General features: G+C 71.0%; 18 protein-coding genes. 11 read left to right on the forward strand and 7 right to left on the reverse strand.

Annotation, left to right across the window (positions count from 1 at the left end; all coding sequences use genetic code 11):
• The first annotated feature begins 28 nt into the window (after positions 1 to 28).
• The 3 genes from gpmA (at position 29) to ASD59_RS01005 (ending at position 2,762) form a co-directional block, all read left to right on the forward strand.
• Positions 29 to 745 (forward strand): 2,3-diphosphoglycerate-dependent phosphoglycerate mutase, encoded by a 717-nt coding sequence (gene gpmA / locus ASD59_RS00995; RefSeq protein ID WP_055826981.1) that lies wholly within the window; start codon positions 29 to 31, stop codon positions 743 to 745.
• On the forward strand, positions 742 to 1,380 hold the full coding sequence (locus ASD59_RS01000; protein ID WP_055826984.1) for a bifunctional diaminohydroxyphosphoribosylaminopyrimidine deaminase/5-amino-6-(5-phosphoribosylamino)uracil reductase RibD: 639 nt from the start codon (positions 742 to 744) through the stop codon (positions 1,378 to 1,380). Before gpmA ends, ASD59_RS01000 begins: the two co-directional genes overlap by 4 nt.
• Positions 1,381 to 1,478: 98 nt before the next feature.
• On the forward strand, positions 1,479 to 2,762 hold the full coding sequence (locus tag ASD59_RS01005; protein ID WP_055826988.1) for a pentapeptide repeat-containing protein: 1,284 nt from the start codon (positions 1,479 to 1,481) through the stop codon (positions 2,760 to 2,762).
• 71 nt (positions 2,763 to 2,833) lie between these two features.
• On the opposite strand, the gene ASD59_RS01010 is transcribed toward ASD59_RS01005, so the two are convergent.
• Complete coding sequence (locus ASD59_RS01010; RefSeq protein ID WP_055826991.1) at positions 2,834 to 3,298, reverse strand: Hsp20 family protein; 465 nt, start codon at positions 3,296 to 3,298, stop codon at positions 2,834 to 2,836.
• Between the two features lie 254 nt (positions 3,299 to 3,552).
• Here ASD59_RS01010 and ASD59_RS01015 point away from each other — a divergent pair, with 254 nt between their 5' ends.
• The 3 genes from ASD59_RS01015 to ASD59_RS01025 all read left to right on the forward strand — a co-directional run bounded on the left by ASD59_RS01015 (position 3,553) and on the right by ASD59_RS01025 (position 6,421).
• Complete coding sequence (locus tag ASD59_RS01015; RefSeq protein ID WP_055826993.1) at positions 3,553 to 4,380, forward strand: class I SAM-dependent methyltransferase; 828 nt, start codon at positions 3,553 to 3,555, stop codon at positions 4,378 to 4,380.
• A 104-nt stretch (positions 4,381 to 4,484) separates the two neighbouring features.
• Positions 4,485 to 5,396 (forward strand): class I SAM-dependent methyltransferase, encoded by a 912-nt coding sequence (locus ASD59_RS01020; protein ID WP_055826996.1) that lies wholly within the window; start codon positions 4,485 to 4,487, stop codon positions 5,394 to 5,396.
• Positions 5,393 to 6,421 (forward strand): alpha/beta fold hydrolase, encoded by a 1,029-nt coding sequence (locus ASD59_RS01025; RefSeq protein ID WP_055826999.1) that lies wholly within the window; start codon positions 5,393 to 5,395, stop codon positions 6,419 to 6,421. The genes ASD59_RS01020 and ASD59_RS01025 overlap by 4 nt, the downstream gene beginning before the upstream one ends.
• Before the next feature lie 39 nt (positions 6,422 to 6,460).
• On the opposite strand, the gene hisN is transcribed toward ASD59_RS01025, so the two are convergent.
• A complete protein-coding gene (hisN, locus tag ASD59_RS01030) occupies positions 6,461 to 7,246 on the reverse strand; it encodes a histidinol-phosphatase (protein WP_055827002.1) in 786 nt (261 codons plus the stop codon).
• Positions 7,247 to 7,343: 97 nt separating this feature from the next.
• A complete protein-coding gene (locus ASD59_RS01035; protein WP_055827004.1) occupies positions 7,344 to 7,721 on the reverse strand; it encodes a helix-turn-helix domain-containing protein in 378 nt (125 codons plus the stop codon).
• Positions 7,722 to 7,906: 185 nt separating this feature from the next.
• Between ASD59_RS01035 and ASD59_RS01040 the strand changes: the two genes are divergently transcribed.
• Both ASD59_RS01040 and ASD59_RS01045 read left to right on the forward strand, forming a co-directional pair.
• The gene (locus tag ASD59_RS01040; RefSeq protein ID WP_055827007.1) at positions 7,907 to 8,161 is read left to right on the forward strand and encodes a GlsB/YeaQ/YmgE family stress response membrane protein; all 255 of its coding nucleotides are present in this window, start codon (positions 7,907 to 7,909) and stop codon (positions 8,159 to 8,161) included.
• A 216-nt stretch (positions 8,162 to 8,377) separates the two neighbouring features.
• Complete coding sequence (locus ASD59_RS01045) at positions 8,378 to 8,752, forward strand: hypothetical protein (RefSeq protein ID WP_156376874.1); 375 nt, start codon at positions 8,378 to 8,380, stop codon at positions 8,750 to 8,752.
• Between the two features lie 122 nt (positions 8,753 to 8,874).
• Here ASD59_RS01045 and ASD59_RS01050 read toward each other — a convergent pair whose 3' ends face one another.
• The 4 genes from ASD59_RS01050 to ASD59_RS01065 form a co-directional block, all read right to left on the reverse strand.
• Positions 8,875 to 9,465, reverse strand: coding sequence for a superoxide dismutase (locus tag ASD59_RS01050; protein WP_200943562.1), 591 nt, complete (start codon positions 9,463 to 9,465; stop codon positions 8,875 to 8,877).
• 150 nt (positions 9,466 to 9,615) lie between these two features.
• The gene (locus tag ASD59_RS01055; RefSeq protein WP_082560065.1) at positions 9,616 to 11,664 is read right to left on the reverse strand and encodes a protein-disulfide reductase DsbD family protein; all 2,049 of its coding nucleotides are present in this window, start codon (positions 11,662 to 11,664) and stop codon (positions 9,616 to 9,618) included.
• 211 nt (positions 11,665 to 11,875) lie between these two features.
• Entirely contained in the window at positions 11,876 to 12,322 is a 447-nt protein-coding gene (locus ASD59_RS01060) for an OmpA family protein (RefSeq protein ID WP_055827014.1), read from the reverse strand.
• An 80-nt stretch (positions 12,323 to 12,402) separates the two neighbouring features.
• Positions 12,403 to 12,744: a YMGG-like glycine zipper-containing protein gene (locus ASD59_RS01065; RefSeq protein WP_055827017.1), complete on the reverse strand. Its 342-nt coding sequence runs from the start codon at positions 12,742 to 12,744 to the stop codon at positions 12,403 to 12,405.
• A 159-nt stretch (positions 12,745 to 12,903) separates the two neighbouring features.
• Between ASD59_RS01065 and ASD59_RS01070 the strand changes: the two genes are divergently transcribed.
• From ASD59_RS01070 to ASD59_RS01080, 3 genes are read left to right on the forward strand one after another with little or no spacing between them, the layout of a single operon-like run.
• Positions 12,904 to 13,245: a hypothetical protein gene (locus ASD59_RS01070; RefSeq protein WP_055827020.1), complete on the forward strand. Its 342-nt coding sequence runs from the start codon at positions 12,904 to 12,906 to the stop codon at positions 13,243 to 13,245.
• A 55-nt stretch (positions 13,246 to 13,300) separates the two neighbouring features.
• Positions 13,301 to 14,272, forward strand: a complete 972-nt coding sequence (locus ASD59_RS01075) for a diacylglycerol/lipid kinase family protein (RefSeq protein WP_055827023.1) — start codon at positions 13,301 to 13,303, stop codon at positions 14,270 to 14,272.
• Positions 14,272 to 15,123, forward strand: a complete 852-nt coding sequence (locus ASD59_RS01080) for a metallophosphoesterase family protein (protein ID WP_055827026.1) — start codon at positions 14,272 to 14,274, stop codon at positions 15,121 to 15,123. Before ASD59_RS01075 ends, ASD59_RS01080 begins: the two co-directional genes overlap by 1 nt.
• The last annotated feature ends 25 nt before the right edge of the window (positions 15,124 to 15,148 follow it).

Consider the following 15,148-nt stretch of genomic DNA (forward strand, 5'->3'; position numbering starts at 1 on the left):
ACCCCCGAAGGACTGTTCGGAGACGTGAATGCCCCGCCTGATCCTGCTGCGCCATGGCCAGAGCCAGTGGAACCTCGAAAACCGCTTCACCGGCTGGGTCGACGTCGACCTGACCGCCGAGGGCGAGGCCCAGGCCCGGCGCGGCGGAGAGCTGATCCGGGACGCCGGCTTCCATCCCGCCGTCATCTTCACCTCGGTGTTGACCCGCGCCAAACGCACCGGGGCCCTGGCGATGGAGTCCGCCGGGCTCAAGGACATTCCCGTGGTCGAGGACTGGCGCCTGAACGAGCGCCACTACGGCGGCCTGACGGGCCTCGACAAGGCCGAGACCGCCGCCCTGCACGGCGACGCCCAGGTGAAGATCTGGCGCCGCAGCTACGACATTCCGCCTCCGCCGCTGGCTCCGGGCGGCGAATGGGATTTCAGCGCCGACCCCCGCTACGCCGGCCAGACCATTCCCGATACGGAAAGCCTGAAGACGACGCTCGACCGCGTCCTGCCCTATTGGGACGCCGCCATCGCCCCGCGCCTGAGGGCCGGCGACGACGTGCTGATCGCCGCCCACGGCAATTCGCTGCGGGCGATCGTCAAACACCTGTTCGCCGTGCCGGACGACCGGATCGTCGGCGTCGAGATCCCGACCGGCAATCCGCTCGAGATCGACCTCGACGCCGACCTGAAGCCGGTCGCCGCCCGCTATCTCGACGCGGAACGGGCGACGGACCTGCCGGGACTCCCCGCATGACCTCCGCCCGGCAGGCCTCGGACGACATCCGCTTCATGGGCCGGGCCATCGAGCTGGCCAAGGCGCGCATGGGTCAGACCTGGCCCAACCCGGCCGTCGGCTGCGTCATCGTCAGGGACGGCGAGGTGGTCTCCGAGGCTGCCACCGCGCCCGGCGGCCGTCCTCACGCCGAGGAGCAGGCCGCGCCCGCCGCCGCCGACAAGGCGCGTGGCGCCACCGCCTACGTCACCATGGAGCCGTGCGGCGCCCGCTCGTCGGGCCGCAAATCCTGTTCCCACTTCCTGATGGACGCCGGCGTCAGCCGCGTCGTCGTGGCCGCCGTCGACCCTTCGCCCTTCGCCGCGGGCCGGGGCGTCGAACGGCTGAAGAAGGCGGGGCTCGAGGTCGAGACGGGGCTGCTGGCCCAGGAGGCGGCGGTTCTCTACGAGGGCTATCTGCACCGGGTCGAGACCGGACGGCCCATGGTCCGGATCAGCGAGGACGGCGCGGGTTTCGACGCCCGCTTCGCCGCCTCGGCCAAGGCCGATCTGACCACCGAACTTCAGCGCCTCGGCGAGGCCGGCTACACCCGGATCTGGGTCGGGCCGGGCGAACTGGCCGAGGCGCTTCAGACCCAGGGACTGCTGACGGCCTGATCGCCGCCGGGGCCTGGAGTTTCGCGTAAGGCGGGCCCGAGGGTCCGCCGGTAACCATTTCAGCCTTCCTTAAGCGCCGACGTGCCAGAACGGGACTTATGTCGCCCGCCCCCACCGCCTCCTCCAGCGCCAGAAGGCGCCTCGACCAGACCGAACTGGACGCCATCTGCGCCCGGCACGACCGCCTGTGGCAGGCCAAGCCCGGCGGTGCCCGCGCCGTCTTCGCCTGGCTGGACCTGTCCGGCCTCAGCCTCGCCGGACGCAATCTGGCCGACGCCGATTTCGCGGCCGCCTCGCTGCACGGGACCGACCTGACGGGGGCCAAGCTCGACAACGCCACCTTCTTCGGCGCCGACATGCAGGATTGCATCCTGATCGACGCGAGCATGCGTCGGGCCGATCTGCGCGGCGCCTGCCTGCGCGGCGCCGACCTCAGCGGCGCCGATCTGTTCGAGGCCGATCTGCGCGAGGGCACCATCGCCGCGGCCGACTCCAAGCTGGGCTTCCGCGTCGTCGAGGCCAAGTCGCGCCAGGACACCCAGGCCCAGGGCGCCTGCCTGGCCGGCGCCAATCTGGAACGCTCCAAGCTGACGGGGATCGTCGCGGTCGCGGCCGACTTCTCCGACGCCATCATGAAGGACTGCAAGATGGTCCGCGCGAACCTGAAGCAGGCCAGCTTCCGGGGCGCGGATCTGGCGGGCGCGGACCTGTCGGGCGCCGACCTCTCGGGCGCGGACATGCGCGACGCCGTGCTGGTGGGCTGCAAGATGGCCATGTGGCGGACCGACGGGGCCAATATGACGGGCTGCCTGACCGACGACCGCCCCGCCGGGGCCCCTGTCGGCAAGATGCCCGCCGCCGATATGCTGGCCGAACACGCCCAGTGGTGCGAGACCGGCGGCGTTCAGGGCCGGCCCTCGGTCTTCGACGGCGTCGACCTGCGGGCCCTGCGCTCCATCCACGGCTACAATCTGACCGCCCTGTCCGCCAAGGGCGCGGTCTTCTACGGCCTCGACATGGAGGGGGTGCAGCTTCAGGGCGCGCACCTGGAGGACGCTGACCTGCGCTCGGTCAATCTGAAGGGCGCCGATCTGCGCGGCGCGCGGCTCGCGCGGGTGCGGCTGAACGGCTCGGATCTGCGCGGCGCCAAGCTGGGTCCGCTGCTGATCGCCGCCGACCGGCTGCTGCCCGCCGACCTGACGGGCGCCTGCCTGCGCGGCGCGGACCTGTCGGGGGCCGACCTGAACCGAGCGGTGCTGGCGGGCGCCGATCTCACCCGGGCCATGCTGCACGGCGCCACCATGCACCAGACGGACCTGACCGACGCCACGGTCAACGGCGTGCGCGGCATGCCGGAGCCGACGCCCGCTCCCCAGCCCTGACGCACGAAAAAAGGGCGGCGCGAACGCCGCCCTCTCCAGTCTTCCTGCCGCGCTTCGCGCTTCCTGAGGCGTCAGGCGGCTTTGGACTTCTTGCCCTCGATCAGGCGCTGGCCGGTGTTGATCTCGATCTGGCGGGGCTTGAGGGCCTCCGGCAGCTCGCGGGCCAGTTCGATCGACAGCAGGCCGTCGGCCAGGTCGGCGCCCTTCACCACCACATAGTCGGCCAGCTGGAACCGGCGCTCGAAGTCGCGCTCGGCCAGGCCGCGATGCAGATAGGTCCGTCCGGCCGCGTCGTCATTGGCCGTCTTGCGGCCGGTGACGGTCAGCAGGTTCTCCTTGACCTCGAGGGTCAGCTCGTCGGGCTTGAACCCGGCCACCGCCAGCTCGATGCGATAGGCGTTCTCGCCCGTCGTCTCGATGTTGTAGGGCGGCCAGCCGTTTTCCTGGCTGGTGCGCGCGGCGCTTTCCAGCAGGCCGGCCAGACGGTCGAAGCCGACGGCGGAACGGTACAGCGGGGTGAAATCATAGGTACGCATGGGTCATCCTCCTGAGGATCAGCAAGGTTGAACCGCCCCAGCGATTTGGCCCGGGACGGCGGTGGGAGTTCAGCCCCGGCGGTCCGGATATCGGCCCCGCCCGGTCTGGAGGCCCCGGAACCGGCGGCCTCGATTGCGATGTGGGAAGCGTTCGTCCGGCGTCAAGACCGCGCCAATCTGTCGCCGTCCGTTCGCGAGGCTTGCTCCCGTCCGCAGACGCCGTAGGGTTCGCCCGCACATTTCTGGAGCCACCCATGCGCCTGCTCGCCCTCGCCGTGACCACCGCCCTCGTCCTGCCGTCGATCGCCGCGGCCCAGGCCCTGCCGGCGCTTCCGGCCCTGAATGAGACGGGGGCCCAGCGCACCGTTCGTCGCGCCGCCATGACGCCTCCGGTCCTTCAGGAAGACGCCGCCCTCCAGGCCGCCGTGGGCTCCGACGCCCGTCCCGCCGCCGACGTCGCCCGCGACCCCTTCCGCCATCCGTTCGAGACCCTGACCTTCTGGGGCCTGACGCCCGGATCGACCGTGGTCGAGATCGAGCCGGGTCGCGCCGGCTGGTGGCGCAACATCCTGGAGCCTTACGCCCAGGCCACCGGCGGGACCTATGTCGCCGTCAACCGTCCGCTCGAAAGCATGGGCGTGCCGGACGGGACGGCGGATCTGGTCGTGGTCGCCCGGGCCCTGCACAACTGGCACCGCGCCGGCCGCACCGCCCCCTATATGGCCGCCTTCTTCAAGGCGCTGAAGCCGGGCGGCGTCCTGGCCGTCGAACAGCACCGCGGCGCCGAGGGTCTGAACGCCGACGCGACGGCCCCCTTCGGCTATGTCTCCGAGAGCTATGTCATCCACGCCGCCCAGGCCGCCGGCTTCGTGCTCGACGCCCGCAGCGAGCTGAACGCCAATCCGAAGGACGACCACGACCACCCCTATGGCGTCTGGACCCTGCCGCCCGTCCGCACCAGTGCGCCGCGCGAGGGCAACGCCAACGACCGTTCCACCCCCCTGACCGAGGCCGAGCGGGCCGAGTACGACGCCATCGGCGAAAGCGACCGCATGACGCTGCGGTTCCGCAAGCCGGCCTGACGGCGTCATGCCGGGAACCCTTTTGACGGGCTCGGGGAACGCGGTTAAGGCCTGCGTGCCGGGGCGGCGCCTGATCAGACGGGGCCGCGCCGCAGGGAGCGTGCATGGCTGAATCCACCGAACGCCGTCACGGGCCGCTGTCGCGCCGCAGCCTGCTGTCCGGCGTCGCGGTGGTCGCCGTCGCCGGTCTGGCCGCCTGCGGCCGCGAGGAAAAGACCGCCGAGCCGCCGCCGACGCCCGACGGCCCGCCCAAGGGCTCGCTCGAGTGGGCCGTGGCCGGTCCCTGGCGCGCCCAGGACAAGGCGCGCGACGCCGCCCGCCATCCGATGGAGACCCTGCGCTTCTTCGGCCTGCAGCCGCGCATGACGGTGGTCGAATTCTGGCCCGGCAGCGGCTGGTACACCGAGATTCTGGCCCCATATCTGGCCGAGGGCGCCGGAAAATACGTCGCCGCCGGCTTCCAGACCGGCCCCGGCGCCGACCCGTCCCAGGTCCAGCTGGCCGCCGCCTTCCAGCAGCGATTCACCACCGACAAGCGCCTCTACGGCGAGATCGAGCTCAGCGCCTTCGGCCCCACCTCGGGCCCGGTGACCGCCGCCGGCACGGTCGACATGGTGCTGTTCATGCGCAACATCCACGCCTGGATGGCCGCCGGCATCGCCGAGAAGGCCTTCGCCGACGCCTGGGCCGCCCTGCGTCCGGGCGGGATCCTGGGGGTCGAACAGCACCGCCTCGGCCCCGAGGAAGATCAGGACCCCGCGGCCGCGAACGGATACGTCCAGGAGGCGTTCGTCAAACAGCTGGCGGCGGAAGCGGGCTTCGCCTTCGTCGCCGCGTCGGAAATCAACGCGAATGAAAGGGATACCAAGGATCATCCGTTCGGGGTCGAGACCCTGCCGCCGATGTCGCTGACCGCCCCGCGCGGTTCGCCGCCGAACCCGGCCTTCGACCGGTCGAAGTACGACCGCATCGGAGAGAGTGACCGCATGACCTTGAGATTCAGGAAGCCAGAGTGAACCGAGCCGTCGCCTACGCCGCCAATGCGCCCCTGATGGGCGTTCCGGGCGCCTCCGCGCCTCCGGGGGGCGAGGGCGAATGGTTCCGCGGCGCCGGCGGCCTGCGCCTGCGGGCCGCCTTCTGGACGCCGTCGGCCCTCATCGCCAGGAAGCCGCGCGGCACCGTCGTCGTCAGCCCCGGCCGGACCGAGCCGATCGAGAAATACTACGAGGTCATCGGCAATTTCCTCGCCCGCGGCTGGTGCGTCCTGGCCCATGACTGGCGCGGTCAGGGCCTTTCGGCCCGCCTGTTGCCGGACCGGCTCAAGGGCCACGCCCGGGCGGTGGAGGAATTCCTCGACGACTACGCCCGCCTGCTGGACGCCTGGGAAGGCCGCGCGCCCAAGCCCTGGATCATGGTCGGCCATTCGATGGGCGGCGTCCTGAACCTGATGAGCCTGGAGGGCGGCGAGAGCCGTTTTTCCGGCGCCCTGCTGACCAGCCCCATGCTGCGCATCAGGACCGGCAAGCGGTCGATGTGGTCGGTCAAGCTGGCGGTGCGCTGGAACCTGCGCCACGGCAAGGCCGGCGACTATGTGCTGGACGACGCCGACGACCCGTTCGACCACACCTTCGAAAAGGACGCCCTGACGACCGACGAGAGCCGCTACGAACAGTGGCGGCAACAGCTGTACGCCTGCCCGCATCTGGCCGTCGGCGGCCCGACCTGGGGCTGGCTGGCCGTGGGCCTCGACGCCGGCGAACGCGCGCTCAAGCCCAGGGCCCTGAAGGCGGTGTCCGTCCCGGTCGCCATCGTCCAGGCCGCCGAGGACGACCGCGTCTGGAAACAGACCAACAAATGGGCCGCCAAACGGCTGGGCCGCGGCCGCTACGTCGAGATTCCGGGGGCGAAGCACGAGGTCATCATGGAGACCGACGACAAGCGCGCGGTCTTCCTCGACGAGTTCGACGCCATGGCCGCCTATGTCTCGCCGGTCGAGGACCTGTCGCCGCTGCCGGCGAAGGAGCCGATCGAAGCGGCCTGAGGCTCCAAATCCTCCCCGTTCGGGGGAGGATTTAACGGCCTATACCGCCGCCCTTCGCAGCGTCACCAGCGCCTGCTCGCGGATGCCCACGTCCCCGACCGCGAGGATCTGCCCGGACCCGTCCGGCGCCTCGCCGCGCCAGTTGCTGACCGCGCCGCCGGCCGCCTCGATGACCGGGACCAGCGCCGACCAGTCCCAGACCTTCAGCGCGCTTTCGGCCACCAGATCGATCCGGCCCGCCGCCAGCATGGCGTAGGCGTAGGCGTCGCAGCCCAGCCGGGCCAGACGCGCGGCGGCCCGGACCTGGGTCCAGGCCCCCAGCTCCGCGCCGGTGAACAGGTCGGGATCGGTGGTGGCGATCAGGGCGTCGTTCAGCCGCGGGCAGGGCCGGACGGCCAGCGCCGTCTCCGTATCGCCCCGCAATAGGCGCGCGCCGGAGGGGCCGCCGAGGAAGATCTCGTCCAGATAGGGCTGGGCGATCACGCCGACGGCGGGCCGCCCCCCGGCCCGAAGGGCGATCAGATTGGTCCACAGTGGCAGGCCGGCGATGAAGGCGCGGGTGCCGTCGATGGGGTCGAGAATCCACACATGGTCGGCGTCCGGCCGGTCCTCGCCATACTCTTCCCCGATCACGCCGTGGTCGGGATAGCGGGCGGCGATCAGCCGGCGCAGCGCGGCCTCGGCCTCCTGGTCGGCCTCGGTGACCGGATCGAAGGCGCCCGCTCCGCCCTTGTCGGACTGCGCATAGTCGCCCCGGAAATACGGCAGGGAGACGCGCGCGGCCTCGCGGGCCAGCTCGACGGCGAACAGTTCGTACTCGGTCATGGGGAGGGGTTAGGTGTCAGGGGCTAGGTGTTAGTCAAGCCACTCAACGCAAATACTGCTCCTCGCCCGCTAATCCCTAATCCCAGGTCCCTGACCCCTATGCGGCGTCGGCCTCGACGTGCAGGGACTTGGCCAGGTCCAGCAGGCGCCGGCGCGGCTTCTCGTCCAGCTGATAGTAGGCCTGGATCAGGTCGAGCGTTTCCTTGCGGGAAAACATCTCGCCGCCCTGGTTGGCGACCTCGCGGCGTTCGATGGCCTCTTCCAGACCGTCGTAGAAATAGCTGACCGGCGATTCCAGCGCCTCGGACAGCTGCCACAGGCGGGCGGCCGAGATGCGGTTGGCGCCGCATTCGTATTTCTGGATCTGCTGGAAGCGGATGCCGACCTGGTTGGCCAGCTGTTGTTGCGTCAGGCCCAGCAGGCGCCGGCGGCGGCGCAGGCGGCGTCCCAAGTGCAGGTCGATGTCGGTGGCCATGGCCCTATTCCCCGTATTGGCAGGCTGTCCCGAAGCGGGACGGCTCGCCCTTCACGCGGCAAGCACCGTGCCGCGCTCGCCTGACGGGAGAGAGTCGGTGAGCAATGTTCTGTGTGGGGTTCCGCAACCGTTACGCTTCACGCGCATTACGGCGACAGAGCATTGGGCTTCAAGGGAGAGACAACATGGGCTTGGGTATCATTGGCTGGATCGTCATCGGCATCGTCGCCGGCTGGCTCGCTGAAAAAGTTATGGGCCGCAGCCACGGCCTGGTGACCAACCTGATCGTCGGCGTCGTCGGCGCCCTGCTGGGCGGTTTCATCGCCGGCAATCTGCTGGGTATTCCGGTCGGCGGCTTCAATCTGATCACGCTGCTGGTCGCCTTCCTCGGCGCCTGCCTGCTGTTGTTCCTCGTCGGCCTGGTCAAGCGTCGCACCTAGGCGCTTCGCCGGTCTGAAATGACGAAGGGCGGCTCCCTCCGGAGCCGCCCTTTTTCCATGGCGAGACGGCGGGAGACGCCGTCGGTCCTGCGTCGACTCGACCCTTTCGGCGATCACGGTGCGGGTGAGGAGGAATCTCCGGCGCGCTCAAGCGATGTCGACTTAGCGTCTTGAACGTTAACCCCTTTTTTGCTCGCTTCGCTTCAGTCTCAGCCCATGTCTATTCAGGTCAAATTGGACGAGGGCCTTTGCCGGGCCTGGGTCACCGTTCTCCCGGAGCCCCAGACCAGTACGGTCGCCGAGACGGTGCTGCAGCTGACCGACCAGCGTCCCGTCCTCGGCAGTTGGGACTGGATCATCGACATACGCAATCCGCACGCACAGGCGACGCCGGAAGAGATCGAAAGCATCTCGGCCGCGTTTAACGCCGTGACGAGCCAGCAGAGCTACACGATCTTCATCAGCCACGACCCTGCGACCTACGACCGGTGCGCCCTCATGGCCCGCACCTTCCTTCGACGCCGACACCTGGTGGCGCGCAGCGTGGCCGAGGCCAAGGCTCTTCTTCCCATGAGCGTGCACAGGATTTGATCTGGAAACCGCGCAGGGCGACGCCCAACAGGAGTTTGGCTTTCGCCCGCCTCTGACCCATCCGAAACGACGAAGGGCGGCTCCGTGCGGAGCCGCCCTTTTTTCTTGCCTCGATCCCGGGATCAGGCGCCGGGCTTGTTCGGCTTCTGGCCTTCGCCGGGGGCCGGCGTGGCGCCGTGGTGACCCGAATGATCCGGGCTGGCCGGCGTCGCGGGGGTGGCCGGAGTGGCCGGCGTGGCGGGCGTCACGCCCGGGTTCGCCGGCGTCGCCGGGGTAGCGGGGGTCGCCGGCGTCGCCGGCTCGGATGCAGCCTCTTCAGTCGGTTCGGCGGCCGGTTCGTCGACCGGCGTCGCCGCATCCTCGATCGCGGCGGCGGCGGCGAACTGGGCGCTGGTCCAGCCCACGGCGACGCCGGCGCCGTCCTGGCGCACGCCGCCGGACACCGGAACGCCGCGCAGCTCGCCATCGGCGCCGCGCACGGTCAGCTCCTGGCCGGATTCCGTATTGCGGGCGCCTTCAAGCTTGCCCAGCAGCGCGCCGTCGGAACCCTTGACGTCGGATCCGGGCTGAAGGGTCAGGTTCTGCGTCGGCGCGGGGGCGGCCTGTTCGGCGGCCGGGGCCGGGGTTTGCGGGGCCGTGCTGTCCTGGGCGAACGCGGGAGCGGTCATGAGGAACAGGCCGGCGACGCCAGTGAGGAGCGCGGTCTTTCGCATGATGTCTGCCTTGGTCAAAGCGAGCGGGGAGGGGCTCGCACCGACTGGCTAACACAGCGGATGACGCCTTGTTTCGTCCGCCCCGAAATGACCTTGGCCCTGCCCGGATTGGCCGATTCCGGCTTCCGGAGCGCCACATGGCGTACCGGGTCACTCTTCGGCGTGCGTCAGGGCCTCGACGACCACCCCCTCGGTCAACAGCTGCGGCAGGATGCGCGGCTCGGCCGATCCGGGCGAATACAGCAGATACAGGGGCACGCCGGAGCGGCCGTGACGCTGCAGTTCGGCGGTGATGGCGTCGTCCCGTCGCGTCCAGTCGCCCACCAGATAGACGGCCCTGGTCCGCGCCATGGCCGCGGCGACGCCGGGCGAGGTCAGCGACGTTCGTTCGTTGATCTTGCAGGTCACGCACCAGTCGGCGGTGAAATTGACCAGCACCGGCCGGCCCTCGGCCAGGGCGGCCTTGACGGCGGAGGGCGACCAAGGCGCGGCCCGGGGCCCGGCCAGGCCTTCGCCGGGTTCGGCGACCGGACTCTCCGCGGGCAGGACGGCCGCCAGCCACCCGGTTCCGGCGGCCAGCAATAGGGCTGTCGCGCCAGCCGTCAGTTGCAGCACGCCGCGGCGCCCGGCCATCCGCTCGGCCTGCGCCCCGCCGATCAGCCAGAGGCCCAGCGCCAGCAGCACGCCGGCCGCGAACAGCAGGCCCAGGGCGTCCGCTCCCGCCTGGCGGCCGAACACCCAGGCCAGCCACAGGGCCGTCGCATACAGGGGGAAGGCCAGCAGGCCCTTCAGCCGCTCCATCCAAGGTCCGGGCCGCGGCAGGCGGGCCAGCAGACCGGGGCTCAGGCTGACGGCCACATAGGGCAGGGCCAGTCCCAGCCCGAGCCCGAGAAACACCATCAGCGCCATCGGCCACGGCATCAGCAGCGCCGCCCCAAGGGCGAAGGCCATGAAGGGGGCGGTGCAGGGGGCCGCCACCACCACGGCCAGCGCCCCGGTGAAGAAGGCGCCAACCCCGCCCGGCAGACGCGCCAGCGGGCCCGAGCCGGCGCCCTGCAGTCCGGCGCCGACGTGGAAGACGCTGGACAGGTTGAGGGCCACGGCGAGCATCAGCAGGGCCAGCCCCGCCGTCACCGGCGGCGACTGCAGCTGGAAGCCCCAGCCCACGGCCTCGCCCGCGGCCCGCAGCGCCAGCAGCACGCCCGCCAGCAGCAGGAAGGTCGTCAGCACCCCGGCCAGGAAGGCCAGTCCGTCGCGCCGCGCGTGCCGCGGGTCATGCGCCGAGGCCGCCAGCGCCGCCGCCTTCATCGCCAGAATGGGGAAGACGCAGGGCATCAGGTTCAGGATCAGCCCGCCCAGAAGCGCGAACAGCACGGCCCGGGCGAAGACCGTCGGGCCGGTCCCTTCAGCGGCCGCCGCCGCCGCGCCGCCATCCGGCGCCGCGGCCAGATCGCCCGATCCGTCGCTGCCGGGCAGCGCCGCCCCGGGCACGGCGGCGATCTCGAACGCCCCGTGGGCCGTGGCCAGCACGCCCGCCACCGGCCCCGCCAGGCCGTCCGACCGCGTCGCCCCGCCCGGCTGCAGCCGCAGCGTCAGTCCCTGCGGCCCCCAGCCGCCGGTCTGGGCGGCCGGATGGCCGATGACGCCGCCCTCGAAGGGGAAGAAATAGCTCGGGCCCGGATCGCGGCCCGCCAACGGTCCGCCGACCGCGCTCAGCACCAGGACGCCGTCCTCAAGGGCGATGCGGGCCTCGATCCCGGCCGGCCGGGGCGCGGTCTCCAGCACGCGGGTGATCGCCGCTCCGTGGCGCGGGTCCAGCGGCGCGGCGCCCTCGCGCACCGGCAGGTCGAGGTTCAGGATCAGTTCTTCCGGGACGCACATCTCGGCGCTGCAGACGAAGAACAGCGCCTTGACCGTCAGCGGCACAGGGGTCCCCGCCCGCGCCGTGGCGGGGACATCGACCGGAACGGGCAGATAGACCTCGCCGGAATAGCCATAGTTCATCAGGCCCGACAGCCGCTGGCGCTCGGGCAGGGGCCAGACGATCTCACCCGCCTTCACGCCCTGCGGCGTCGTCCACGTCAGGGTCGTCGCCCCGCCGGAATCGCCGGGATTTCGCCAGTAGGTGTGCCAGCCGGGCTTGATGATCTGTCTGACGGCCACCACGGCGGTCGAGCCGGGCGCGGCCCAGGCCGACATCGGGACCAGTTCGGCCTCGATCCGTTCGGTGCGCTGCGGCCCCGGCGCGGAGGTGCGTGCGGGCTGGGCGACGGCGGCGCCGGCGGCCAGCCACAGCAGGGCGGCGGTCAGGATTCGGGTGAGCAGGGACACACGGGCTCCACGAGGCGTCGGCGCGACCTTAGCCGTCCCGACCCCGCCGCGTCACCGTCCGTCGCAGCGGCGCGTCGCCTCAGCTGCGCGGGACGGCCTCGATCAGCACCTCGGTGCGCCGCCGCATGGGCTCGCGCACGCCGGTCTCGGCCACGGCGCCCGTGTCGCCGACCGCCTCGACATCGAACGCCGGCGCCGGCCAGCCGGCCGCCGTCAGGGCCTCGGCCACCGCAATGGCGCGGCGCTCCGACAGGCTCTGGTTGGCCGCCCCGCCGCCGCGGGCGTCGGACAGGCCAAGGACCTGCACCTTGCGAATCTCGCAGCTCTGCAACTGGGCCGCCGTCATGCCGATGGCCTGCCGCGCCGGCTCCGTCAGCCGCGCCTCGCCATCGGCGAAATACACCTCGAACCGTTTGGTCGCGCAGGCCGAAGGCTCCGCGACCAGGTCGCTTCGGTGCCTGAATCCGCCCACGGCGCAGCCGGAGACGGCCACCGCCAGGCCCAGCAGCACAATCGATCGCTTCATATCCAGCCCTCCACCGACCCGTGAAAAGGGCGGCCCGCCAGCCGACGAACCGCCCCGATGTTCAAGCGAAAAGCCGACGCCTAGTAGCGGCGCTGGCCGTTCTCCCAGTAGCATTCGTCCTGACGGCCGTCGTAGCAGTAGTAGTACCGGTTCGAGCTGTCCCGATAACGCTGCTGATTGGCGCGGTCCTGCTGCGAACCGCGGATGGCGCCCGCCGCGCCGCCGACGACGGCGCCGATGGCCGCGCCGGTCCCGGCGTTGCCGCTGCCGACGTTGTTGCCGATGATGGCGCCGGCGACCGCGCCGAGGCCCGCGCCGATCGCGCCCTGACGGGTCGTCTCATTGACGCCGCCGTAGCCGTCGCTTGCGCAGGCGCTGGCCAGCAGGCCCGAAGCCGCGATCGCGATGATTGCCTTGTTCATGGGTATGTCCTTCATCCCTTGGGTTCGCCCCTGCGGTGAGAACGCTGGATAAGCGTGGCGGTTCCCCCGCTATGATGGGGGACGGGCCTGTGTCAGGTTCGGGCGGCGCCGCGCCAGACGCGGCGGCCGATGCTTCATGGGTAGAGACGGGGGTCTTGTATGCGTTTTTCTGAACCGGTCCGCATGGCGGACGATGGCGAGCACAGTCCGGTGTGGGCGCGCTCGAAACGCCGCTCCGGCAATCCGCTTATCGGACTGATCGTGACGCTGCTGGCGTTGTTCGGGGTGCTGACGGCGGTGCTCGGCGTCAAGGAGCGTTCGCTGGCCGAGGGCGGAGCCGTCATGGACGGCTGGATCGCCCAGGGCGTCGCCACGGTGAAGGGCAAGGCGCCCGAGGCCGCCGACCAGGCCGCCGACGCCACCGTAGCGGCCGCCGAAAAGGCGGGCGACGCCGCCCAGGCCGGCGCGGCGGCCGCTTCTGACGAGCTGAAGAAGCAATAGCTTCACCGGGGGCGAAGGCGCCGGAACATCGCCCTCACCGGGGCGTTCGGGCGGCATGACTGAAAGCCTGACCCCGACCGTTGATCCGACGGCCGCGCCTGAAGACGCGGCCGTCGAACCACGCGTGCTGACACCCCACACAGTGCTGGGGCGGGTCATCATGCTGGTCAATCCCGCCGCGGGCGGCGTCGGCTCCGGCGCGGTCGGGGAGGCGGAAGCCATTCTGGCCGACTACGCCTGCGACGCGTCTGTCGTCTCCCTGGAGTCCGGCGCGTTCGACTCCCAGGTCCAGGCGGCGCTGGACGCGCGGCCGGACGTGCTGTTCGTCCTGGCGGGAGACGGCACCGCCGGGACCATCGCCTCGCGCGCGGGGCCGGACGGCCCCCTGATCGCGCCCTTGCCGGGCGGGACGATGAACATGCTGCCCAAGGCGCTGTACGGGACCGCTGACTGGAAGGCGGCCCTCCGGCTGGCGCTCGAGGAAGGCGCGCCGCAGTGCGTCGCCGGCGGCGAGGTTTCCGACGGCCGGACGACCCAGGCCTTCTATTGCGCCGCCATTCTCGGATCGCCGGCCCTGTGGGCTCCGGCGCGCGAGGCCGTCCGCGACGGCCAGATGCGTCTGGCGTGGATGTACGCCCGCCGCGCGCTGCGCCGCGCCTTCTCGGGCCGGCTTCGCTACTCTCTCGACGGCAAGGTCGCCCGGCGGGCCGAAGCCCTGGTCCTGATCAGTCCGATGATCTCCCGGGCGATGGACGAGAACACCGGTCTCGAAGCCGCGGCGATGAATCCGTCGGACGCCGCCCAGGCCTTTCGCCTGGCCGCCCACGCCGTGTTCAGCGACTGGCGTCAGGACCCGGCGGTGACCACCCGGGCGATCCAGCGCGCCACCGTCCGCGCGCGTTCGCGCATTCCCGCCGTGATCGACGGCGAACCCATCCTGCTGTCCCACGAGGCCAGGGTGAAATTCATCCGCAAGGCGTTTCAGGCGCTGGCTCCCAATCCCCCCGCGGCCGAGGATAGCGTCTAGTGGGGCGGATTCTCCAGTTCTCGGACATCCATTTCGGCGTGGAGCACAAGCATGCCTGCGCCGCCGCGCTGGAATATGCGCACGCCAATTCCCCCGACCTGGTCCTGATCACCGGCGACATCACCCAGCAGGGTTTCCCCGACGAGTTCGAGGCCGCGGGCCGCTGGATCAATCAGATGCCAGACCCGCAGTTCGTAATCGTCGGCAACCACGACGTCCCCTACTGGAGCCTTTTCGCCCGCCTGTTCTACCCGTGGAAGGCGTTCGAGAAGGCCACGGGCCATCCGGCCCACGACCACCAGTTCCTCAGTCCCACGGTGATGGTGCGGGGCGTGGTGACCGCGCGCGGCTGGCAGGCCCGGACCAACTGGTCCAAGGGGGTGATCGACCTGATGCAGACGCGCAAGGCGGCCGAGGCCCTGCGTCAGGCGCCGGTGGGCGCACTGCGCGTCCTCGCCTGCCACCACCCCCTCGTCGAAATGATCGGCACGCCGATGACCGGCGACGTCAAACGCGGCGACCGCGCCGCCCAGATCTTCGCCGAGGCCGGGGTCGACATCATCGCCACCGGCCACGTTCATGTGCCCTTCGCCCTGCCGATCAGTCTGGGCGACCACTGCTCCTACGCTGTCGGCTGCGGGACGCTGTCACATCGCGAGCGGGGCGCGCCGCCCAGCTTCAACCAGATCGAATGGGACGCGGACCACATCACGGTGACCGCTGTCGGCTGGGACGGCCAGCGGTTCGAACCGAGCCAGACCTGGAAGCTTCCGCGCCGTCAGGACACCCTCAGGACGGCCACGGCGCCCAACCCGAACGTCGCGGGCGCAAAGGAAAAGGCCGCGGTCTGAGCGACCGCGGCCTCGTCCGTCTGTC

Origin of the sequence: Brevundimonas sp. Root608 (genome assembly GCF_001427825.1) — a bacterium.
Taxonomy (GTDB): domain Bacteria; phylum Pseudomonadota; class Alphaproteobacteria; order Caulobacterales; family Caulobacteraceae; genus Brevundimonas.